Origin of the sequence: Ruegeria meonggei (assembly GCF_900172215.1) — a bacterium.
GTDB lineage: Bacteria > Pseudomonadota > Alphaproteobacteria > Rhodobacterales > Rhodobacteraceae > Ruegeria > Ruegeria meonggei.
Map to the genome: position 1 here is coordinate 75118 of NZ_FWFP01000006.1, position 20519 is coordinate 95636.

Consider the following 20519-nt stretch of genomic DNA (forward strand, 5'->3'; position numbering starts at 1 on the left):
TTAGCAGATCGTTGCGCGAGTGAAAGGCAAATGCGGCAAAAGCCGTTGCTCTGCCCCCGCCTGTACCTTAGTTTTGCGCAAAAGGATGACCCCCCGGGCAGGCAGGAACGATCATGACAGCATTCCGCATTTCAATTGCCGCAACCGCGATCGCACTGATCGCCTCGTATGCGACTGCTCAGAGTGATCAGGTGATCGTCAAGGATGACGAGGTTGGCGGCGTCTATGAAGGTACCTTCGAAAATGGCTTGCGCCACGGAACCGGCAGCTACCGGCTGCCCAACGGGTTCCTGTATGAAGGTGAATGGGTCAATGGTGAGATCCAGGGACAGGGGGTAACCCACTACCCGAACGGCGCGATATACGAAGGGATGTTCGCCAAGGGTCAGCCCGAGGGGCAGGGCAAGATCATCTATGCCGATGGCAGCACCTATGAGGGCGAATGGTCCAACGGATCGGTCAACGGCACGGGCATTGCCCAATATGCCAACGGAATCCGCTATGAGGGCGGGTTTCAGGATGCACGCCATCACGGCAAGGGCGTGATGACCGTTCCCAGCGGTTACAGCTATGACGGCGACTGGGTCAGCGGCATCAAACAAGGCAAAGGCAAAATAACCTACTCGGAAGGTGGCGTTTATGAGGGCGACATCAAAGACGGCCTGCGCCACGGTCAGGGCACTCTGACCGAGCCCGACATCATGACCTATGTCGGCGATTGGGTCGACGACCGCATGACAGGCAACGGGCGGCTGTCATTTGTCAATGGCGACGTTTTCGAAGGTGCCCTGGTCGATGGGCGCCGCCAAAATGGCAAAATCGTTTTTGCAAATGGCGACGTTTATGAAGGCGAATTTGCTGACGATGCCCGCAATGGTCAGGGTGTATACACCGGCACTGACGGCTTTGTTTACGTCGGAGAATGGGCCAATGGTCAGATCGAAGGCCTGGGTGAGATGACCTATCCGGACGGGGCGATTTATGTTGGCGATTTCCAAGCGGATCTAGCCGAAGGTAAAGGCCGGATCACTTACACGGACGGCTCCACCTATGAGGGCGACTGGATCGCCGGTGTGATCGAAGGTCAGGGCGTTTCGACCTATCCCAACGGTACGGTTTACAAAGGGCAGTTCAAAAACGCCAAAAACCACGGAAAAGGTGTTCTGACACTTGCCAGCGGGTACAGCTACGAAGGCGACTGGATTGGCGGTTTGAAGCAAGGCAAGGGTATGGCGACCTATCCGGACGGGACCGTCTATTCCGGAGATTTTCAAGAAGGTAAACGCCACGGTCAGGGCGAGATCGTCATGGCCAACGGGTTCAGCTTTTCCGGTCAATGGACCGAAGGCAAGATCACCGGCCAGGGGGTTGCGACCTATCCCAGTGGCGATGTGTACGTAGGCAGCTTTGTGGATGCAAAACGGCAAGGCAACGGCACCATGCGTTATGCCAATGGCCAAGAAGAAACCGGCGTCTGGGACAACAACAAGATCGCAGCGCCAGACAATGCCGATGCAACGCCCGGCGCGACCGAACCTGCCGAGGTCCCCGAACCGGTGCCGTCTGACGCCGAAACCCCCGACGGTTAAGGTCAGCAGCTTACCAGGGTACTGGCTTCCCCTCCCAATCGTAAAAACCGCCCGTATCCGCCGGGGACAGGTCCTGCATCACGCCTAACAGGTTTGCGGCCGCGTCTTCAGGCTCAACCGCTGGATGGCGACCAAGATACTTGCGGGTGAATTCAGTTTTGACCGTTCCGGGGTGCAGGGCGACACAGATCGCGTGCTTATGGGTCCGCGTCAGTTCGATTGCCGCCGTGCGGACAATCTGGTTCACAGCAGCCTTTGCGGCGCGATAGCTGATCCAACCGCCCAGTCGGTTGTCGCCAATTGACCCAACGCGCGCCGACAAAACGGCAAACACGGCGCGACGATCGCGGGGCAGCAAACGCGCGGCGTGGCGCAGAACCAAGGCCGGGCCCACTGCGTTCAACGCGAACTGGTCCATCATCGCAGATGCCGAGACCGCGCGCAGGCTCTTTTCCGGTGCGGTGCCTGCGATCTCCAATGCGCCGGATGCGACGAGGATCAGATCAAACGGTCCCTCCAATGCCCGCAGTGCCCGGTCAACGCCGTCGGGGTCGGTCAGGTCAAATCCATCGGCTGAACGGGACAAGCCGCGCACCGCAACCCCCTGCCCGTCCAGGCTGTGGCTCAGCGCTTGTCCGATTCCCCCAGTTGCGCCGATGATCAATGCGTTGTTCATGCCGAAACAGTTAGCGGCCCTGCCCAAAGGGTCAACAATTGGGTCCAAAAGAAGCCCTTTGGGCGAGATCAGACCGTAAAATGGTCTTTTCATTCCAGACGGGCTCTGTATACATTCTGCCCCATGATCAACCGCGCAGATATCCATTTTGCCGACACCGCCCTTTGCGGTGCGTCGCTGCGTGGCCTACTGATCCTAATCCGCCTCTGAGCGTGCCATCCGGCGCGCCCGCTCAGAGGAGGACGCCCGCGCGCCATTGGCTTTAGGACAGACAAGAAAGAGATTCCCATGACGAACGTAACTGACCAAGACCGCGTCTTGATCTTTGACACCACTTTGCGTGACGGCGAGCAGAGCCCCGGCGCAACTATGACCCATGCCGAAAAGCTTGAGATTGCCGAGCTGCTGGACGACATGGGTGTTGATATCATCGAGGCAGGGTTCCCCATCGCCTCAGAGGGTGATTTCAAGGCCGTATCCGAAATCGCCGAGCGGTCGAAAAACAGCCGCATCTGCGGGTTGGCCCGTGCCAACTTTGCCGATATCGACCGCTGTTGGGAGGCAGTGAAACACGCCGGCAAAAACCGGATTCACACCTTTATCGGCACCTCACCGCTGCACCGCGCCATTCCGAACCTGTCCATGGACGAAATGGCCGACAAAATCCACGAAACAGTCAGCCATGCGCGCAACCTGTGCGAAAACGTACAATGGTCGCCGATGGATGCCACCCGGACGGAGTGGGATTACCTGTGCCGTGTGATCGAGATCGCGATCAAGGCCGGTGCCACCACGATCAACATCCCCGACACCGTAGGTTATACCGCGCCGGTGGAATCGGCGGACCTGATCAAACGCCTGATTGAAACGGTTCCAGGCGGGGATGAGGTGGTGTTTGCCACCCATTGCCATAACGACCTTGGCATGGCGACCGCGAACTCACTGGCCGCTGTGGCCGGTGGGGCGCGTCAGATCGAATGTACCATCAATGGGCTGGGTGAGCGCGCAGGCAACACCGCGCTGGAAGAGGTCGTGATGGCCCTGCGCACCCGCAATGACATCATGCCCTGGAACACCGGGATCGACACCACAAAGATCATGCATATCTCGCGCCGGGTGGCGACGGTGTCGGGCTTTAACGTGCAGTTCAACAAAGCCATCGTCGGCAAAAATGCCTTTGCTCATGAAAGCGGCATCCATCAGGACGGCATGCTGAAGAACCGCGAAAACTTTGAGATCATGCGCCCCGAGGATATCGGCCTGTCCGGCACGTCTTTGCCATTGGGAAAACACTCGGGCCGGGCCGCGTTGCGCGATAAGCTGGAGACGCTGGGCTATGAGCTTGGGGACAACCAACTCAGGGATATCTTCGTTCGGTTCAAGGATCTGGCTGACCGCAAGAAAGAGGTGTTCGACGACGACCTCATCGCCTTGATGACACTGGATGAAGAGGATGACCGTCTGCAATTGGTGTCGATGAAGGTCACCTGCGGCACCGGGGGTCAGGCGGAATCGACGGTAGAGCTGGAGGTCGAAGGCAAGGATGTCATCGCAACCGCCCATGGCGACGGGCCGGTTGACGCCACCTTCAAGGCAATCCGCGCGATCTATCCCAACAAGGCGCATTTGCAGCTGTATCAGGTGCACGCGGTGACCGAAGGCACTGACGCTCAGGCCACCGTGTCGGTTCGGCTGGAAGAGGACGGCATGATCGCAACCGGCCAGTCGGCAAATACCGACACGGTCGTATCCTCTGCCAAGGCTTATATCCACGCCTTGAATCGGCTGATCGTGCGTCGCGAAAAGACGGGCCCCGGCGCGGACACGCGCGAGATCAGTTACAAAGACCTGACCTGAGCGGCTTTTGACAGAGGGGCTCCCGCTCCCGCGGCAGTCCGGCTTCACCGAACACCCTTGCGACATTGGGCCCGGCAGCACGCCGCAGGCGTGCTGCCGGGCCCAACTCGTTTGGCTGCATCTATGATGCGGACAAATGAGGCGGGAGGATTTGTTTCGTCAGAAGGTCGCCTTCAAAGATCTGCAAACAAGTCGGACAAGCGCGATGCCTCATCTTCAAGGCCATAAGGCGCGTTGATAACGAACATACCTGAGCCCACCATGCGATGGCCCTCTCGCACTGGATCAAACCGAACCTCATGACACAGGGTTCTCGGCAGGTCCTGGGACTTCAGCTTTGAGATCATCGCGCTGTGTCGGTCGTCTGTCAAAATCGGGTACCACATTGCGATGACGCCCACGTTCCATTTTCGATGCAGTTTGGCAATGATACCAGGCAGTCGGTCATACTCGGATTTCACCTCATAGCTCGGGTCGATAAGCATCAATCCACGGCGCGGAGTTGGCGGCAGCAAGGATTGTGCCAGGTCGTAGCCGTCCTGACGGTAGGCCTTGGCTTCGTAAATCGACAATGCCATGGCCAAGGCCGTGTGTTCCTGAGGGTGCAGTTCGGCAAAGTGCAGACTGTCCTGATCGCGCAACAGATTGGTGGCAATCAGAGGTGACCCCGGATAGGCCTGCGCCCCGTGCCGGTCTTGCACGGCGCTGATTGCCCGTTCCAGCGGGTGGTCTGCTTCAAACCACTTCGCACGCTGAACGCGCTGGATGCCCGCAGCGGCTTCGCCAGTGCGCACCGCCTCGGCCGCATCCATCTGATACAGCCCCCGCCCTGCATGCGTTTCGAGATAAGTCAGCGGCTTGTCTTTGCGGGTCAAATAATCCAGCACCCAGGCCAACAATGCGTGCTTTTGCACATCAGCCAGATTCCCGGCGTGGTAAATGTGTTGATATGAGAGCATGTTGCCTTCTAAAGTCCCTTTCAATAAGGCGGAAAGGTGCTGATTTACGCGGAATCAGCCCTTTTACCGGGCGAGATGGCACCCTATAAGACATCCGTCCCGGAACCGTCGAGTCGCGGGCAGTAGAAATTCTGACGAACGGGATCAGTAAAAACATGGGAATCTTTGGCAATCTGGGCGGCCTGTTCACAGCGGACATGGCCATCGACCTCGGAACTGCGAACACGCTGGTATATGTCAAAGGGCGCGGCGTTATCCTGTCTGAACCCTCGGTGGTGGCGTATCACGTCAAGGACGGCGTGAAAAAAGTGCTGGCCGTCGGCGAAGACGCCAAGCTGATGCTGGGCCGAACACCAGGGTCTATCGAAGCCATTCGCCCCATGCGCGAAGGTGTGATTGCCGATTTCGACACCGCCGAAGAGATGATCAAGCACTTCATCCGCAAAGTGCATAAACGGTCCACCTTCTCGAAACCCAAAATCATCGTCTGCGTCCCCCACGGCGCGACACCCGTTGAAAAGCGTGCCATTCGTCAGTCGGTTCTGTCCGCTGGTGCCCGGCGCGCTGGCTTGATTGCCGAACCGATTGCCGCGGCGATCGGGGCCGGTATGCCGATCACTGATCCCACCGGGAACATGGTTGTCGATATTGGCGGCGGCACCACCGAGGTCGCCGTACTGTCGCTGGGCGACATTGTCTATGCCCGCTCGGTCCGTGTGGGTGGAGACCGGATGGATGAGGCCATCATCTCATACCTGCGGCGTCAGCAGAACCTTCTGGTCGGTGAATCCACTGCCGAGCGCATCAAGACCACCATCGGTACGGCTCGCATGCCCGATGACGGGCGCGGCCAGTCGATGCATATCCGGGGCCGTGACTTACTGAACGGCGTGCCCAAGGAAATCGAAATCAGCCAGGCCCAGGTGGCCGAGGCGCTCTCTGAGCCCGTCCAACAGATTTGCGAAGCGGTGATGACTGCCCTAGAAACCACGCCGCCCGATCTGGCGGCCGACATTGTCGACCGCGGCGTGATGCTGACAGGTGGCGGCGCGCTGCTGGGCGATCTGGACCTCGCCTTGCGCGAACAGACAGGATTGGCCGTGTCGATTGCCGATGAAAGCCTGAATTGTGTGGCTTTGGGCACCGGCAAGGCCCTGGAATATGAAAAACAGCTGCGCCACGCGATTGACTACGAAAGCTAAGGCGCGCACCCTTCAGGGGTGAACACTCGGGCGCGAGCAGCACGGGAAGGAGTCCTGTGGCAAAGGACCGATCACAGCGCGACGAATACACGACCCCCTTACGCCGTTTGCTGTTGGGGATCGTGGTCCTGTGCCTGCTGGCGATCTTTCTGGTGTGGCGCATCGATAGCCCGCGTGTCGAGCGGTTCCGCGCACAGGTGGTGGACCGGGTTGTTCCTTCGATGGAATGGGCCATGGTTCCGGTTACGGCCATCGTCAATCTGGTCCGGGACTTCCAAAGCTATCAGCGCCTGAGCGAACAAAACCAGGAATTGCGCAGCGAACTGCGCCTGATGCGGGCCTGGAAAGAGGCAGCATTGCAGTTAGAGCAGGAAAACGCCCGGCTGCTGGATCTGAACAACGTGCGGCTGGATCCGCGTCTGACCTATATCACCGGCGTTGTCATGGCCGACAGCGGCTCTCCGTTCCGGCAGTCGGTCTTGCTGAATGTGGGTGAACGCGACGGCATCATGGATGGATGGGCCTCGATGGACGGGATTGGAGTGGTGGGCCGGATTTCCGGTGTCGGACCTGATACAGCCCGGGTGATCCTGCTGACCGATGCTTCGAGTGCAATTCCGGCGACCATCCAGCCCTCGGGGCAAACCGCCCTGATCACGGGCGACAACACCCCGGCGCCGGCGGTGGAGTTTCTGGAAAACCGCGAACTGGTGCGCCCCGGCGACCGCGTTGTGACATCGGGTGACGGGGGTGTATTCCCGGGTGGCTTGCTGATCGGTCAAATCACAGCTGACCCCGGTGGCCGCCTGCGGGTGCGATTGTCGGCGGATTTTGAACGGCTCGAATTTTTGCGGGTGCTGCGGTATCAGCCAGCCCCCAACATTCAGGATTCGGGCGATATCGTTGGCCCCAGACAGCCCGAAGCGGCCCTGACCCCGGCAGAGGTTGGCGATGGATAGGTCAACCTCTCAGCTTTGGACCAAACGTGGTCTGTACCTGTTTCTGGCCGCTGTAATCATGTTTTTGCATTTGCTGCCGCTGAACACGCAGCCGGATCGCTGGCCGTTTCCGGATATCTTGATCGCGCTGACCTTGGCCTGGGTTTTGCGCCGCCCTGAATATGTGCCCACCTTGCTGGTGGCCGTTGTTATGTTGATGGCGGATCTGCTGCTGCAACGCCCGCCCGGCCTGCTGGCGGCGCTGGTGGTGCTTGGTGCCTCCTATTTGCGCTCGGCCGCGCCCGGTATGCGCGATTCCGGATTTGCCGGAGAATGGTCAACCGTCGCCGTGGCAATCACAGGAGTTTTTGCCCTGAACCGCGTCATTCTTGCTATTCTGTCTGTACAACAGGCAGCTTTGGGACCGGTGGTGATACAAGTGGTTCTGACAATTGCGGTCTATCCGCTGATCGTTCTGCTCAGCCAGAACGGATTTGGCGTGCGGCGCGCGTCGCCCGCGGAAAGCGGCACGTTGGGGGCTCGGTCATGAAGCAGCGCACACCCAAATCACAGGGCCTTGCCTATAAACGCCTGCCGCGCCGGGCCTTGATATTGGGTGGCCTGCAAACTGTCTTTATTGGCGGTCTGGCTGCGCGCATGCGTTTTATGCAGGTGGATCAAGCCGACGAATATCGCCTTCTGGCCGAAGAAAACCGCATCAACATCCGCCTGATTCCGCCGACGCGCGGTCGAATCTATGATCGAAACGGCCAAATCATCGGCCAGAACTCTCCGTCCTACCGCATTGTCGTGGTGCGCGAGGATGCCGGTGACGTCGACAAGGTGATCGCCAAACTGTCTGATCTGATCCCGCTGACCGAGGATGAGATCGAACGCGCCAAGACTGAAATGCGCCGCTCGGCCCCCTTCCTGCCAGTGACGCTGGCCGACCAGGTCACGTGGGAGGATATCTCAAAAGTTGCCGTCAACGCGCCAGCACTGCCCGGTGTCACACCCGAAGTGGGCATGACCCGCGAATACCCCCGGTACGAGGATTTCGCCCATGTTGTGGGTTACGTTGGTCCGGTCAGCGATTATGACCTGAGCCAGATCGAAGACCCCGAGCCCGTCCTGCGTATCCCCCGGTTCCAGATCGGCAAGGTCGGGCTAGAGGCCAAACAGGAAACCAGCCTGCGCGGCAAAGCCGGGGCCAAGCGGGTCGAAGTAAACGCCACAGGCCGTGTCATGCGCGAGCTTGACCGGCAGGAAGGTGAAACCGGGGCTGATCTGCAACTGTCGGTCGATGCGGACCTGCAGCAATACGCGCAGGCCCGTCTGGCTGGTGAAAGCGCCGCTGCGGTGGTGATCGATTGCGAAACCGGCGATATCCGCGCCATAAGTTCCGCCCCCAGCTTTGATCCGAACCTCTTTGTGCGCGGCATTTCCGTTGCCGATTACCGAGCGCTGACACAGGACAACTATCGCCCGCTGGCCAATAAGACGGTGCAGGGCACCTATCCGCCCGGTTCGACCTTCAAGATGATCACCGCAATGGCCGCGCTTGAGGCCGGTGTCATCGGCCCCGGAAACACCGTTTACTGCCCCGGTCACCTGAAAGTTGGCAGTCGCAGGTTCCATTGCTGGAAACGTGGCGGGCATGGCACCGTGGATCTGGGGCTGTCGCTGAAACGCAGCTGTGATGTGTATTATTACGACGTCGCCCTGCGCACGGGCATCGACAGAATTTCCGATATGTGCCGCATTTTTGGGCTGGGGGTAAAACACGATATCCCAATGTCCGCCGTGGCCGCCGGACTGGCCCCCAATCAAGCGTGGAAGGAACGGGTCCACGGCGAGGAATGGCTGGTGGGTGATACGGCCAACGCCTCGATCGGTCAGGGCTTTATGCTGGCATCGCCCTTGCAGCTGGCAGTTATGACGGCGCGGATTGCAACCGGACGTGCGGTTTCTCCGCGTTTGGTGCGCTCGGTGAACGGGGTCGAACAACCCTCAGGCGCGGGCGAACCGCTGGCGGTCAACCGGACCAATCTGGAATATGTGCGCAAGGCGATGTTCTCGGTCTCGAACGACCGGCGCGGCACAGCCTATCGCAGCCGCATCATCGCGGATGACTTCCGCATGGCTGGCAAAACCGGCACCAGCCAGGTCCGCAACATCACCAAGGCCGAACGCGCCGCTGGTGTGATCCGCAACAAAGACCTGCCCTGGGAACGCCGCGACCACGCGCTGTTCGTCAGCTTTGCGCCCTATGACAATCCCAAATACGCCGTGGCCGTTGTGGTCGAGCATGGCGGCGGCGGATCCAAGGCGGCCGCGCCGGTGGCGCGCGACATCATGTTACAGGCGCTTTACAACGGCACCCCACCGCTTGAGGCCTATCCGGTTGCTGATCGCGAGCGCATCAAGGAACAACAAAAAAGGCTTGAAGGCGATCGTCGCCCCAAAGCGCGTCCCTCGGAAAAGGACCGCGCATGAGCTATCTTGAATATGCCGTCAAATCGACGCCGTCCGGGTTTCGCAAGTTCTTCTATATGAATTGGCCCCTGACACTGTTGCTGATCAGCACGGCCAGTGCCGGTTTCCTGATGCTGTACTCGGTGGCAGGTGGGTCTTGGACTCCGTGGGCCGAACCTCAGATGGAGCGGTTTGGGCTGGGCCTGACGGTCATGTTCATCGTGGCGCTGGTGCCGATCTGGTTTTGGCGCAACATGTCGGTTGTAGCCTATCTGGGCTCAATCGCGCTGCTGATATTCGTCGAGCTTTTTGGCACTGTCGGGATGGGCGCGCAGCGGTGGATCGACTTGGGATTCATGCGATTGCAGCCGTCCGAGGTGATGAAAGTGACGCTGGTGATGCTGCTGGCGGCCTATTACGACTGGCTGCCGTCGCACAAAACATCCCGCCCCCTGTGGGTGATCCTGCCGGTTGCTTTGATCCTGATCCCGACCTTCATGGTTCTGAAGCAACCCGACCTGGGCACATCCATCCTTTTGCTGGCCGCGGGCGGTGGGCTGATGTTTCTGGCCGGTGTCCACTGGGCCTATTTCGCCGCCGTGATCGCAGCTGGGTTCGGGTTGGTGGCCACCGTGTTCAACAGCCGCGGGACCGACTGGCAGCTACTCAAAGAGTACCAGTTTCGCCGGATCGACACGTTTCTCGACCCGTCGACCGACCCACTTGGGGCAGGCTATCACATCACCCAATCCAAGATCGCGCTGGGGTCTGGCGGGTGGAACGGGCGCGGGTTCATGCAGGGCACACAGTCCCGTCTGAACTTCCTGCCTGAAAAGCACACTGATTTCATCTTTACGACGCTGGCCGAAGAGTTCGGTTTTGTTGGTGGTATCACCCTGTTGACGCTGTATGGCCTGATCCTGGTCTTCTGTCTGGTCACGGCGCTATCGACGAAAGACAGGTTTTCCTCGCTGGTAACTCTGGGGATTGCGCTGAACTTCTTTCTGTTCTTTGCCGTCAACATGTCGATGGTTATGGGGTTGGCCCCGGTTGTGGGTGTGCCGCTGCCAATGGTCAGCTATGGCGGCTCGGCCATGTTGGTCCTGATGGCCGCGTTCGGTATTGTCCAAAGCGCCCATATTCACCGTCCCCGCTAAGTTGAAAGGCCCCGCATGCCCGTGAACATCCTGTTTTCAGCGCGCCCTGAACTGTGGCCTGTGTATCAGCCTTTGTTGACCAAAGGACTGTCCGAGGCCGGGTTGGACTTTAACCTCGCCACTGAACTCGCCCCCGATCAGGTCGATTACGCCGCCTACGCCCCCAACGGAGGGCTGCTGGATTTCACCCCTTACTCACGCCTCAAGGCAGTGCTCAGCCTCTGGGCCGGAGTTGAAACCATCGCAGGCAACACCACCCTGACTGCTCCTCTGGCGCGGATGGTTGATCATGGGCTGACACAGGGCATGACGGAATGGGTTGTCGGCCATGTGCTGCGCTATCACCTTGGGATGGATCGCCACATCACAGCACAGGACGGGGTCTGGATCCCCGACGCGCCGCCACTGGCGACCGAGCGTCGCGTCTGCGTGCTGGGATTGGGCGCTTTGGGTGAGGCTGCCGCGCAAGCGCTGGCAGCACTGGGTTTCAATGTGACGGGTTGGAGCCGTTCGGCCAAAGATATCCCCGGCATCACCTGCCTGCATGGCGATGACGGGCTGCAACATGCCTTATCGCGGGCCGAGATTGTCGTATTGCTGCTGCCGGACACGCCCGCGACCGAAAACACCTTAAACGCGGACACGCTGGCCTTGCTGCCCAAAGGCGCGTGTATCATCAACCCCGGTCGCGGGCCGTTGATCGACGACGAAGCCCTGCTAGCAGCACTGAACACAGGCCATATCGGTCACGCTACGTTGGACGTGTTCCGGGTAGAGCCGCTTCCGGCGGACCATCCCTATTGGGCCCATCCGAATGTGACGGTGACCCCACATATCGCCTCGGAAACCCGGCCCACCACGGCGGCGCAGGTGATCTGCGAGAACATTCGCCGAGGTGAGGCGGGCGAACCCTTCCTGCACCTTGTCGACCGCAATCTGGGGTATTGATTGGTCAGGCCGTGACCAGGCCACGCCCTTTCAGCAACGCCTCGACCCCCGGCAAACGCCCACGGAATGCCAGATACAGGTCTTCAGCCTCGCGCGAGCCGCCGGTTGACAGAATGTTGTCCTCTAGCGCCTTGGCGCGTTCGGGATCAAAGGCACCACCCGCCTCTTCAAAGGCGGCGAAAGCGTCGGCGTCCATGACCTCGGACCACATGTAACTGTAATAGCCCGAGCTATAGCCATCACCCGCAAAGACATGCGCGAAATGTGGCGTGGCGTGGCGCATGCCGATGGCTTGCGGCATTCCGATTGCATCCAGCACTTCGGCTTGTTTTGCCATCGGGTCGCCCGGGGCTGCACCGTCGTGAAAGGCCAGATCGACCAGCGCCGAGGCGACATATTCCACCGTTTGAAACCCCTGATCAAAATTGGCGGCTTGCAAAACCTTTTGCAGCATTTCTTGTGGCATGGGCGCGCCGGTTTCAGCGTGGGTGGCAAACTCGGCCAGCACCTCGGGCACTTCCAACCAGTGTTCGTACAGCTGGCTGGGCAGTTCCACGAAATCACGCGCCACAGACGTGCCCGAGATGCTTTCATAGGTCACATCGGACAGCATCTGATGCAGGGCGTGGCCAAATTCGTGAAACAGGGTCCGGGCGTCGTCATAAGACAACAGCGCCGGATCACCCTTGGCGAAATTGCAGACATTGATGACAACCGGCGCCTGTTCTTTGGGGAACTTCGCCTGCGACCGCATCGCACTGCACCATGCGCCTGACCGTTTGGAACCGCGCGCGAAATAGTCGCCAATGAACACCGCGATATGCTGATCATTGCGCGTCACCTCCCACGCCCGGCAATCGGGGTGGTACAGCGGCACATCCAGCGGCTTGAATTCCAGCCCAAACAGGCGATTGGCGCAGGCAAAGGACGCCTCGATCATCCGATCCAATTGCAGATACGGCTTCAATTTGGCCTCATCCAAATCATGCTCAGCCTTGCGGCGTTTCTCGGCATAGTAGCGCCAGTCCCATGCCTCAAGCGGGCCATTCACGCCGTCTTCTTGCATCATCTGCGTCAGGATCGCCGCATCAGCGTCGGCGCGGGTTTTGGCGGGCTCCCACACCTGCATCAGCAGATCGCGCACACGGTCAGGCGTTCTGGCCATCTCCGTTTCCAGCTTGAAATCAGCAAAGCTGTCATAACCCAGCAGTTTGGCGCGTTCCTCACGCAGGCTCAGGGTTTCAACGGCAATCTCGCGGTTGTCCGTATCCCCGCCATTTGCGCCGCGCGCGGTCCAGGCGCGATAAGCCTTTTCCCGCAGATCGCGGCGGGGCGAGAATTGCAGGAACGGCACGATCAGCGATCGCGACAGTGTCACAACCGGGCCGTCTGCGCTCTTTTCTTCGCCAGCTGCGCGCGCAGTGTCGATGACAAAATCCGGCAGACCTTGCAGATCATCTTCGGCCAGGGTCATGAACCAGTCCCGTTCATCCGCCAGCAAGTTCTGTGTAAAAGACGTCCCCAACAAGGCCAGCCGGGCCTTGATCTCTTGCATCCGGGCATCCGCATCCCCGGTCAAAGCAGCACCTGCCCGTACGAACCCGCGATGGGTTAGCATCAACACACGAGCCTGTTCGTCGCTAAGACCCAGTTGATCTTTCCGCGCCCACAGCTCAGCCACCCGCTGAAACAGCGCCTTGTTCGACGAAATGCCCGAGAAATGCGCGGCCAGCTTAGGCGAGAAATCACGCTGCATCTGTTCGCGCACCGGGTTGCTGTCCGCGCCCGCGACCGTGAAGAACACTGACAAGACCTTGTCCATCTGCTCACCCGCGGCCTCGAGCGCCTCGATTGTGTTGGCAAAGGTGGGCATGTCCTGGTTTTCCGCAATCGCATCAATCTGGGTGTTGTGGGCCTGCATCGCATGTTCCAGCGTGGGCGGGAAATCCTCATCCGCAATGTCCGCAAAGGGCGCGATTTCAAACGGCGTGGTCCAGTCGGACAGGATCGGGTTGGTCATTGAAGTCTCCTTTGACCACAACCTAAGAACGGTTGCGGTGATGATCCAGAGCCGCAGCGGCGTTTACTGCCCGCCACAAACCAGACAGTCGGCGCGGCGCGACAGGGTGATCTTGCGGCTTTCGCCATAAAGCGCATCGTAAATCAGCATCTCACCGCGCAGCGCCTGCCCCGCGCCGGTGATCACCTTTATCGCCTCAACCGCCATCATAGACCCGACTACGCCGGGCAATGGGCCAATTACGCCCGCCTCGGAACAGGATGGGGCCAGACCGGGGGCCGGGGCCTCGGGGAAGATACACTGATAACAGGGCGCGTTATTGCCCGGGTCAAACACGCTCAGCTGCCCTTCCCATTGTGACAATGCGCCTGAGATCAGCGGTTTGCCCAGCGCGACAGCCGTGCGATTGACCAGATAGCGCGTGTCGAAATTGTCGGTGCCATCCAGGATCAGATCAAAATCGGCAAACAGATCGGCGGCGATCTCATCGGTCAGGCGACGGTGATAGGGCAGCACCGTCACATTGGGGTTCTGCGCCAGCATCGCCTGTTGGGCCGAGAACACTTTGGGCATGCCGATATCCGCGTCGCGGTGGATCACCTGTCGCTGCAGATTGGCATTCTCGACTTCATCATCGTCAATAACACCGATGGTGCCCACTCCGGCGGCGGCCAGATATTGCAGGGCGGGCGCGCCCAGACCACCCGCGCCGATAATCAGCACACGGGCCTGTTTCATCTTTTTCTGCCCCGGCCCGCCCAGTTCGCGCAGCACGATGTGCCGGGCATAGCGCTCAAGCTCGGTTTCCGAGAATCGGTCGGATGGCATTGCGGGCTCCTGGGTTGAGGCTGGTGCCGCGCGATTTCGCAGCGCTTTCAAGCCCTTTCCGTAAACCAGAACCAACGCGACCGAGCCAGCCAATATCAACCACAGCGCTGCAGACCCGCCGGTCGCCTCGCGCAACGGATGCCCATCGGGCAGAACCAATTGCACGGTGATAACGCCCAGCAGCAACACCACGACCGAGGTCATGCGCGCCGTTCGCGTCACCCCGGCCACATAACCGATACCCCACAGCAGCGCGGCTAGGATCAGAACCAGCAACATCAGCCGCGCCCGGTCGAGCCGAACCCACCCGCGCCGCGATCCGTGTCGGTCAGGACGTCAACCGGCTTGAAGCTGGCCTGAACAACAGGAGCCACGACCAGTTGGGCAATGCGTTCGCCATGGGTGATCTCAAAACTGTCTTGCCCGGCGTTCAATAGGATCACGCCCAGTGGACCACGGTAATCGCTGTCGATTGTGCCCGGTGTATTGGGCAAGGTGATCCCGTGTTTCAGGGCAAGGCCCGAGCGCGGCCGCACCTGAACCTCAAACCCTTGCGGGATTTCAATCCGCAAACCGGTGGGCACCAGCGCGCGCTGACCGGGGGTCAGCGTGATCGGCGCGCCACCCGGCAGATTTGCCCGGACATCTGCGCCTGCGGCCCCTGCGGTTTCATAAGAGGGTAGCGGGATCAACGGGTCAGCGCCTTCCTCTCGGATCACACGGATTGCAACCATTATTGTCCCTCTTGTCTAGCCTGTCAGCGCGTCGGCGATCTTTTGTGCCAGCCGCTCGGCCACCGCATCCTTGCCCATACGCGGCCATTCCTCGGCACCCGAATCCGAGATCACGGTCACCGCGTTTTCGGACCCGCCCATGATGCCCGTCGCCGGGCTGACATCATTTGCCACGATCCAGTCACAGCCCTTGCGCGCGCGTTTGGCGGTGGCGTGTTCGATCACGTTATCTGTCTCGGCGGCAAAGCCAACCACCAACGTAGGGCGATCCGCACCCATATGAGCAATCCGTTTCAGGATGTCCGGGTTTTCCGCAAATTCCAGCACCGGCAAACCATCGCGGCTTTTCTTCAGCTTCTTGTCCGACGCGCTTGCCATGCGCCAGTCCGCTACTGCCGCTGCAAAGACACCGGCATCAACTGGCAGAGCAGCCTCGACCGCGTCAGACATTTGTTGCGCGGTTTCGACGCGCAGCACCTGCACCCCCTCGGGGGCGGGAACATCGGCGGGGCCGGTCACAAAGACAACTTCGGCCCCCAGCGCCGCCAGCGCCCGGGCCACGGCCGTGCCCTGCGCCCCAGATGAACGGTTGGCGATATAGCGCACAGGATCAATCGGCTCGTGCGTTGGGCCCGAGGTCACAAGAACCCGCTTTCCCGAAAGGGGGCCACTGCCCATCTGCGCTTCGATTGCCGCCACGATCTCAAGCGGTTCGGACATGCGGCCGGGGCCGTATTCGCCACAGGCCATGTCGCCCTCATTGGGACCTACAAAACGGACCCCGTCCGCCTGAAGCTGTTGCAGATTACGCTGGGTTGCCGGGTGATCCCACATGCGTACATTCATCGCAGGCGCACACAGAACCGGTGTATCAGTGGCCATCAGCAAGGTTGAGGCCAGATCATTCGCCAAGCCTCCGGCCATCTTGCCCATCAAATCAGCCGTTGCCGGGGCCACAACAATCATATCGGCCGAGCGTGACAACTGAATATGACCCATCTCGGCTTCATCCGTCAGATCGAACAGATCGCGATAGACCTTTTCGCCTGCAAGCGCTGACACGGATAGCGGCGTAACAAATTCCTCGGCTGCAGGAGTCAGAACCGGTGTCACAGCGGCGCCGCGTTCCTTGAGTCGCCGGATCAGGTCCAGCGACTTGTAGGCCGCGATCCCTGCGCCGATGATCAGCAGAATGCGTTTCGATGCCAGCATGTTGTGCCCTTCTCGTCCCGGTCGGCCCCGACATTAGGCAAGGCTGCCCGGCAGTTCCAGCGCTTAATTCTGCGTTTCAAAAGCCAGGCAGGGGTCTTCACGCTCGACAGAGGGGCTATCGATAACGGCATCAAACTCACCATGGACGATGCCATCTTCCGATTGACCCAGCACAAATACTTTCAGACCGGGGCGCAGGCGGGACAGAAAAGTCGGGATACCACGGTCTTTGCGGGCATGGCCATTGCCTGTGATCACCGCCACCGGTCCACCGGTCTCGTCATAGGCGCGCAAAACGGCCCGGGTTAGCACCGCATCGCGCAGGCGCTGAATAGCGACCAGTTGCGGCAAGGCGCTTTCGGGCATGGCATTGCAATGCGAGGCCAGCTGATCTGACTCGCGTGCGGATTGCTCAGCCGCGGGCAACGGAACGGTCAGGCCATATCGGGCGGCATCGGCCCCAAGCGCAGTTGCAGCACCCCGCTCCATCGCAGCGCGAGCGGCTGTGCGGGGGACCATCGCGCCATAAACCGGCGCATCGGTGGCCTGAAACACCGGGTAATACATGCTCAGCGGTGGCCAGCCCATTTCCGCCCATTTCAGGATTTTGGCCAGCTCTTCGGGGTTGGACGCGGCTTTTTGCGCCAGTCGCTGCGCGCCTTCCTCGGTCACCATTTCCCACACCACGGCGGACGGAGAGACAATCGTCAACGCGTCTTTCTGCACAAGATGGTGTTGAGGATTGTCGTGGATTTCCCCAAGGATCACGACATCAGCAGATTTCATGGCTTCTGCCACATCATCAGGGATCAAATCGTCGGCCTGGCCAGGTTTGCCCATAACCACAAGAGCGCAAAGCAGAATCGCAAAGTGTTTCATGCGATGAAGTGTTGCACCTCACGCGATTGCGCTTCAAGGTTCTTGCGCATTTTGCCGAAGGCTGCCGCCTCAAGCTGTCGCACTCGCTCTTTTGACAGACCCAGCTCTTGCCCAAGGCTTTCCAATGTCCGCGCCGGTTCGCGCAGCTTGCGCTCGCGCACAATAAACCGCTCGCGGTCGTTCAGCGCTTGCATGGCCGTTACCAGCCAGTCGCGCAGTTGTTCGGTGTCATGGCTGTTTTCCACCCTCTCGGCAGCCTGTTCGCGGTCATCTTCAAGCGCATCGATCCACTCACGCCCGTCTTCATCGGCCGACTGCACTGCATTCAGCGAGAAATCCGAGCCGGACAGGCGACCTTCCATCATTTCCACATCCCGCAGAGGCACACCAATCTCAGCAGCAATCATCTGGTGCAACTGGTGACGGTCCAGATCCATACCATCGGACGCGGCCTCGCGTTCCAGCCGCGCCTGAACCCGACGCATGTTGAAGAAGAGGGATTTTTGCGAAGAGGTCGAGCCGGTCCGCACCATCGACCAGTTGCGCATGACATAGTCCTGAATGCTCGCCTTGATCCACCAGACAGCATAGGTTGAAAAGCGCACCCCACGATCAGGATCAAACTTGTCCGCCGCTTTCATCAGTCCCAGACCAGCCTCCTGGATCAGGTCATTCATCGGCGCGCCATAGCGTTTGAACTTGGCTGCCATCGAAATCGCCAGTCGCATATAGGCCGTAATGAGACGATGCAGAGCCCGTTCGTCCCGGTCGTCACGCCACGCATATGCCAGTTTCAGTTCGGTTTCAGCGTCCAGCAGTTCGGCTTTCATTGCCTGCCGAGACAGTGAGAAATCTTTCGCAGTGTCCAGTGCCATGGAAATCTCCCCTTTTCACAGGCGCGGGTCGGGCTTGCCTTGCCGACATATGGTCGATACGCAGAACAACACCGGGTGGATCACCAGAAAGGTAATAACAGTGTATCCGGATTTAACCTTTGTGTTGGGCGGGGCGGCCTCAGGCAAGTCGGCATTTGCCGAGCAGGTCGTTGTTTCAGAAGGTAAAAACAAGATATACGTCGCCACATCACAAGTGTTTGATGATGAGATGGAACAGAAGGTTCAGCGCCACCTTGCCCAACGCGGCGCGGATTGGACAACGATTGAAGCCCCTCTTGATCTTGGGCCCGACTTGGCCCGCCTGACCCCGAACGACATCTGCCTGATCGACTGTGCGACCATGTGGCTGACCAATCATATGTTGGCCGAAAACGATCTGGATCAGGCGCAGAGCGCTTTGTTGCAGGCGCTGCGTAGCTGCCACGCGCCTGTTGTCATCGTCTCTAATGAAGTTGGTCATGGGATCGTTCCGGACAACGCTCTCTCGCGCCGTTTCCGCGAAGCACAAGGCCGGCTGAATATCGCGCTGGCGGCGCAGGCTGATCTGGCCATTCAAGTCACCGCCGGGTTGCCGCTGGTTCTGAAAGGGCAACTGCCATGACTCGGCTGCATCTTGTCCGTCACGGGCCGACCCATGCCAAAACCATGGTTGGATGGTCCGACCTGCCTGCCGATCTCAGCGATCATGCCGCCATCGCCCGCCTGCACGATCACCTGCCAGCGCAGGCTATCGTCGTCTCATCCGATTTGTCCCGTGCTGCAGATACAGCCTCGGCCCTTCAGGGAAGCCGCCTTCGCCTGCCCCATCACGCAAATTTGCGGGAAATCCACTTTGGCACGTGGGAGCTGCGCGGCTTTAAAGAGATCGAGGCAGAAGATCCCGAGCTGGCCTTTGCCTATTGGGACAATCCGGGCGACGTGCGCCCGCCAAACGGCGAAAGCTGGAACCAGGTTCGAACCCGCGTCGATGCTGTGATCGACGATCTGATTGCCGCCCACGCCGGGCATGATCTGATCATCGTGGTCCATTTTGGCGTGATTTTGACGCAGGTGCAGCGGGCGCTGAATCTGGACGCGCAAGAGGCGTTCAGCCATCGGATCGACAACCTTTCCGTCACCGATATCACCCATCATGGCGACCGCTGGTCGGTGGGGCGGATCAATCACTGTCCGTGATCACACCTCGCACAAATCACTGATTTACGGACCGTTCCGGCCGCGCCATCCTATGCGCATGACTTATGATTTGTTTATCGGAGACCGCCTGTTTTCCAGCTGGTCCTTGCGCGGTTGGCTGATGCTGGAAAAGTTTGGCCTGCCTTACCGAAGCCACATGATCGGCCTGTATTCCGGCACGATGGCCGACGATATGAAGCCCCTCGCCCCGGCCCGGTTGGTTCCGGCCTTGCGACTGCCTGATGGCACCGTGGTTGGGGAAAGCCTTGCCATGGCCGAAACACTGGCCGAGCGGCATCCGGAGGCCGGGCTATGGCCCGGTGACCCCTCCGCCCGCGCCACGGCGCGTTGGCTCTGCGTTGAAATGGTCGCTGGGTTCACCGCGCTGCGGGGGGAATGCGCGATGCAGCTCCAGCACTGCTGGCAGGGGTTTGCGCCCTCGGTCGAGACGCAAGTTGATCTGCACCGGATCGAGGACCTCTGGGCGCATGCGCGCAAGGTTTCCGGCGCGGCGTCCGGACCGCTGTTTGGTGTCTACTCGCTGGCCGATGTGTTCTATACCCCGATCGCAGCTCGGATCATCGGCTACGGTTTGCCCGTGTCGGATGCCAATCGCGATTATTGCTTGGAGTTGCTATCAGATCCATCCGTCCGGCAGTGGCGTGCAATGGGACTGACCGTATCATACGACCCGTTCCCCTATGAAACCGGACTGCCAACAGCCCAATGGCCCGTCGGCGAAACGTCAGGAGCTTTCCCCGCGAAGTCCGGGCCGTCAATCAACGCCACTTGCCCCTATTCAGGCAAACCGGTCACCGATTTTCTGGATCTGAACGGACAAATCTGGGGGTTCTGCAACCCGTTTTGCCGCGACAAAACCGTCGCAGACCCCGAGGCGTGGCCAAAATTCACCGCCATGCGCGCCTCTGTTAACGATTCCTAAACTGCACCCGTGGCAGCAACGACTTGTTAA

General features: G+C 59.9%; 19 protein-coding genes. 11 read left to right on the forward strand and 8 right to left on the reverse strand.

Features of this window, described 5'->3' with window-relative positions; genetic code table 11:
- Positions 1-113: 113 nt before the first annotated feature.
- Positions 114-1589, forward strand: a complete 1476-nt coding sequence (locus RUM8411_RS11485) for an MORN repeat-containing protein (protein WP_085822857.1) — start codon at positions 114-116, stop codon at positions 1587-1589.
- 10 nt (positions 1590-1599) lie between these two features.
- On the opposite strand, the gene RUM8411_RS11490 is transcribed toward RUM8411_RS11485, so the two are convergent.
- Positions 1600-2265, reverse strand: a complete 666-nt coding sequence (locus tag RUM8411_RS11490) for an SDR family NAD(P)-dependent oxidoreductase (protein WP_085823034.1) — start codon at positions 2263-2265, stop codon at positions 1600-1602.
- Positions 2266-2553: 288 nt separating this feature from the next.
- Between RUM8411_RS11490 and RUM8411_RS11495 the strand changes: the two genes are divergently transcribed.
- On the forward strand, positions 2554-4122 hold the full coding sequence (locus RUM8411_RS11495; RefSeq protein ID WP_085822858.1) for a 2-isopropylmalate synthase: 1569 nt from the start codon (positions 2554-2556) through the stop codon (positions 4120-4122).
- Between the two features lie 173 nt (positions 4123-4295).
- On the opposite strand, the gene RUM8411_RS11500 is transcribed toward RUM8411_RS11495, so the two are convergent.
- On the reverse strand, positions 4296-5081 hold the full coding sequence (locus tag RUM8411_RS11500) for a 23S rRNA (adenine(2030)-N(6))-methyltransferase RlmJ (RefSeq protein WP_085822859.1): 786 nt from the start codon (positions 5079-5081) through the stop codon (positions 4296-4298).
- 155 nt (positions 5082-5236) lie between these two features.
- Here RUM8411_RS11500 and RUM8411_RS11505 point away from each other — a divergent pair, with 155 nt between their 5' ends.
- Genes RUM8411_RS11505 through RUM8411_RS11530 form a run of 6 tightly spaced genes read left to right on the forward strand, consistent with a single transcriptional unit; the run spans position 5237 to position 11801 of the window.
- Positions 5237-6283 (forward strand): rod shape-determining protein, encoded by a 1047-nt coding sequence (locus RUM8411_RS11505; protein WP_039523195.1) that lies wholly within the window; start codon positions 5237-5239, stop codon positions 6281-6283.
- A 56-nt stretch (positions 6284-6339) separates the two neighbouring features.
- Positions 6340-7242, forward strand: coding sequence for a rod shape-determining protein MreC (gene mreC / locus RUM8411_RS11510; RefSeq protein WP_085822860.1), 903 nt, complete (start codon positions 6340-6342; stop codon positions 7240-7242).
- Entirely contained in the window at positions 7235-7771 is a 537-nt protein-coding gene (locus RUM8411_RS11515; RefSeq protein WP_085822861.1) for a rod shape-determining protein MreD, read from the forward strand. The genes mreC and RUM8411_RS11515 overlap by 8 nt, the downstream gene beginning before the upstream one ends.
- Positions 7768-9717: a penicillin-binding protein 2 gene (gene mrdA / locus RUM8411_RS11520; RefSeq protein WP_085822862.1), complete on the forward strand. Its 1950-nt coding sequence runs from the start codon at positions 7768-7770 to the stop codon at positions 9715-9717. Before RUM8411_RS11515 ends, mrdA begins: the two co-directional genes overlap by 4 nt.
- On the forward strand, positions 9714-10853 hold the full coding sequence (rodA, locus tag RUM8411_RS11525) for a rod shape-determining protein RodA (RefSeq protein ID WP_085822863.1): 1140 nt from the start codon (positions 9714-9716) through the stop codon (positions 10851-10853). The genes mrdA and rodA overlap by 4 nt, the downstream gene beginning before the upstream one ends.
- A gap of 15 nt (positions 10854-10868) precedes the next feature.
- On the forward strand, positions 10869-11801 hold the full coding sequence (locus tag RUM8411_RS11530; protein ID WP_085822864.1) for a 2-hydroxyacid dehydrogenase: 933 nt from the start codon (positions 10869-10871) through the stop codon (positions 11799-11801).
- Between the two features lie 4 nt (positions 11802-11805).
- Here RUM8411_RS11530 and RUM8411_RS11535 read toward each other — a convergent pair whose 3' ends face one another.
- The 6 genes from RUM8411_RS11535 to RUM8411_RS11560 all read right to left on the reverse strand — a co-directional run bounded on the left by RUM8411_RS11535 (position 11806) and on the right by RUM8411_RS11560 (position 18349).
- Positions 11806-13821, reverse strand: coding sequence for a M3 family metallopeptidase (locus tag RUM8411_RS11535; RefSeq protein ID WP_085822865.1), 2016 nt, complete (start codon positions 13819-13821; stop codon positions 11806-11808).
- A gap of 63 nt (positions 13822-13884) precedes the next feature.
- On the reverse strand, positions 13885-14928 hold the full coding sequence (locus RUM8411_RS11540) for a HesA/MoeB/ThiF family protein (protein WP_085822866.1): 1044 nt from the start codon (positions 14926-14928) through the stop codon (positions 13885-13887).
- On the reverse strand, positions 14928-15383 hold the full coding sequence (dut, locus tag RUM8411_RS11545; RefSeq protein WP_085822867.1) for a dUTP diphosphatase: 456 nt from the start codon (positions 15381-15383) through the stop codon (positions 14928-14930). Before dut ends, RUM8411_RS11540 begins: the two co-directional genes overlap by 1 nt.
- Before the next feature lie 15 nt (positions 15384-15398).
- Positions 15399-16595 (reverse strand): bifunctional phosphopantothenoylcysteine decarboxylase/phosphopantothenate--cysteine ligase CoaBC, encoded by a 1197-nt coding sequence (gene coaBC, locus RUM8411_RS11550; RefSeq protein WP_085822868.1) that lies wholly within the window; start codon positions 16593-16595, stop codon positions 15399-15401.
- A 63-nt stretch (positions 16596-16658) separates the two neighbouring features.
- A complete protein-coding gene (locus RUM8411_RS11555) occupies positions 16659-17474 on the reverse strand; it encodes a ChaN family lipoprotein (protein WP_085822869.1) in 816 nt (271 codons plus the stop codon).
- A complete protein-coding gene (locus tag RUM8411_RS11560) occupies positions 17471-18349 on the reverse strand; it encodes an RNA polymerase factor sigma-32 (RefSeq protein WP_085822870.1) in 879 nt (292 codons plus the stop codon). Before RUM8411_RS11560 ends, RUM8411_RS11555 begins: the two co-directional genes overlap by 4 nt.
- 100 nt (positions 18350-18449) lie before the next feature.
- Here RUM8411_RS11560 and cobU point away from each other — a divergent pair, with 100 nt between their 5' ends.
- From cobU to RUM8411_RS11575, 3 genes are read left to right on the forward strand one after another with little or no spacing between them, the layout of a single operon-like run.
- Positions 18450-18971 carry a bifunctional adenosylcobinamide kinase/adenosylcobinamide-phosphate guanylyltransferase gene (gene cobU / locus RUM8411_RS11565; protein ID WP_234995202.1) on the forward strand — a complete coding sequence of 174 codons (522 nt, stop codon included), beginning with the start codon at positions 18450-18452 and terminating at the stop codon, positions 18969-18971.
- Positions 18968-19546 carry a histidine phosphatase family protein gene (locus RUM8411_RS11570; RefSeq protein ID WP_085822871.1) on the forward strand — a complete coding sequence of 193 codons (579 nt, stop codon included), beginning with the start codon at positions 18968-18970 and terminating at the stop codon, positions 19544-19546. Before cobU ends, RUM8411_RS11570 begins: the two co-directional genes overlap by 4 nt.
- Positions 19547-19604: 58 nt before the next feature.
- Positions 19605-20489: a glutathione S-transferase gene (locus RUM8411_RS11575; protein WP_085823036.1), complete on the forward strand. Its 885-nt coding sequence runs from the start codon at positions 19605-19607 to the stop codon at positions 20487-20489.
- Positions 20490-20519 lie beyond the last annotated feature (30 nt).

Bases quoted from the DNA above. Each gene is read 5' to 3' on its own strand.
- rodA (WP_085822863.1), top strand. From the start codon at position 9,714: ATGAGCTATCTTGAATATGCCGTCAAATCGACGCCGTCCGGGTTTCGC.
- RUM8411_RS11485 (WP_085822857.1), top strand. From the start codon at position 114: ATGACAGCATTCCGCATTTCAATTGCCGCAACCGCGATCGCACTGATC.
- RUM8411_RS11490 (WP_085823034.1), bottom strand. From the start codon at position 2,265: ATGAACAACGCATTGATCATCGGCGCAACTGGGGGAATCGGACAAGCG.
- mrdA (WP_085822862.1), top strand. From the start codon at position 7,768: ATGAAGCAGCGCACACCCAAATCACAGGGCCTTGCCTATAAACGCCTG.
- RUM8411_RS11530 (WP_085822864.1), top strand. From the start codon at position 10,869: ATGCCCGTGAACATCCTGTTTTCAGCGCGCCCTGAACTGTGGCCTGTG.
- RUM8411_RS11505 (WP_039523195.1), top strand. From the start codon at position 5,237: ATGGGAATCTTTGGCAATCTGGGCGGCCTGTTCACAGCGGACATGGCC.
- RUM8411_RS11500 (WP_085822859.1), bottom strand. From the start codon at position 5,081: ATGCTCTCATATCAACACATTTACCACGCCGGGAATCTGGCTGATGTG.
- RUM8411_RS11495 (WP_085822858.1), top strand. From the start codon at position 2,554: ATGACGAACGTAACTGACCAAGACCGCGTCTTGATCTTTGACACCACT.
- RUM8411_RS11570 (WP_085822871.1), top strand. From the start codon at position 18,968: ATGACTCGGCTGCATCTTGTCCGTCACGGGCCGACCCATGCCAAAACC.
- RUM8411_RS11515 (WP_085822861.1), top strand. From the start codon at position 7,235: ATGGATAGGTCAACCTCTCAGCTTTGGACCAAACGTGGTCTGTACCTG.
- RUM8411_RS11540 (WP_085822866.1), bottom strand. From the start codon at position 14,928: ATGTTGCTGGTTCTGATCCTAGCCGCGCTGCTGTGGGGTATCGGTTAT.
- coaBC (WP_085822868.1), bottom strand. From the start codon at position 16,595: ATGCTGGCATCGAAACGCATTCTGCTGATCATCGGCGCAGGGATCGCG.
- RUM8411_RS11560 (WP_085822870.1), bottom strand. From the start codon at position 18,349: ATGGCACTGGACACTGCGAAAGATTTCTCACTGTCTCGGCAGGCAATG.
- RUM8411_RS11555 (WP_085822869.1), bottom strand. From the start codon at position 17,474: ATGAAACACTTTGCGATTCTGCTTTGCGCTCTTGTGGTTATGGGCAAA.
- RUM8411_RS11535 (WP_085822865.1), bottom strand. From the start codon at position 13,821: ATGACCAACCCGATCCTGTCCGACTGGACCACGCCGTTTGAAATCGCG.
- RUM8411_RS11575 (WP_085823036.1), top strand. From the start codon at position 19,605: ATGACTTATGATTTGTTTATCGGAGACCGCCTGTTTTCCAGCTGGTCC.
- dut (WP_085822867.1), bottom strand. From the start codon at position 15,383: ATGGTTGCAATCCGTGTGATCCGAGAGGAAGGCGCTGACCCGTTGATC.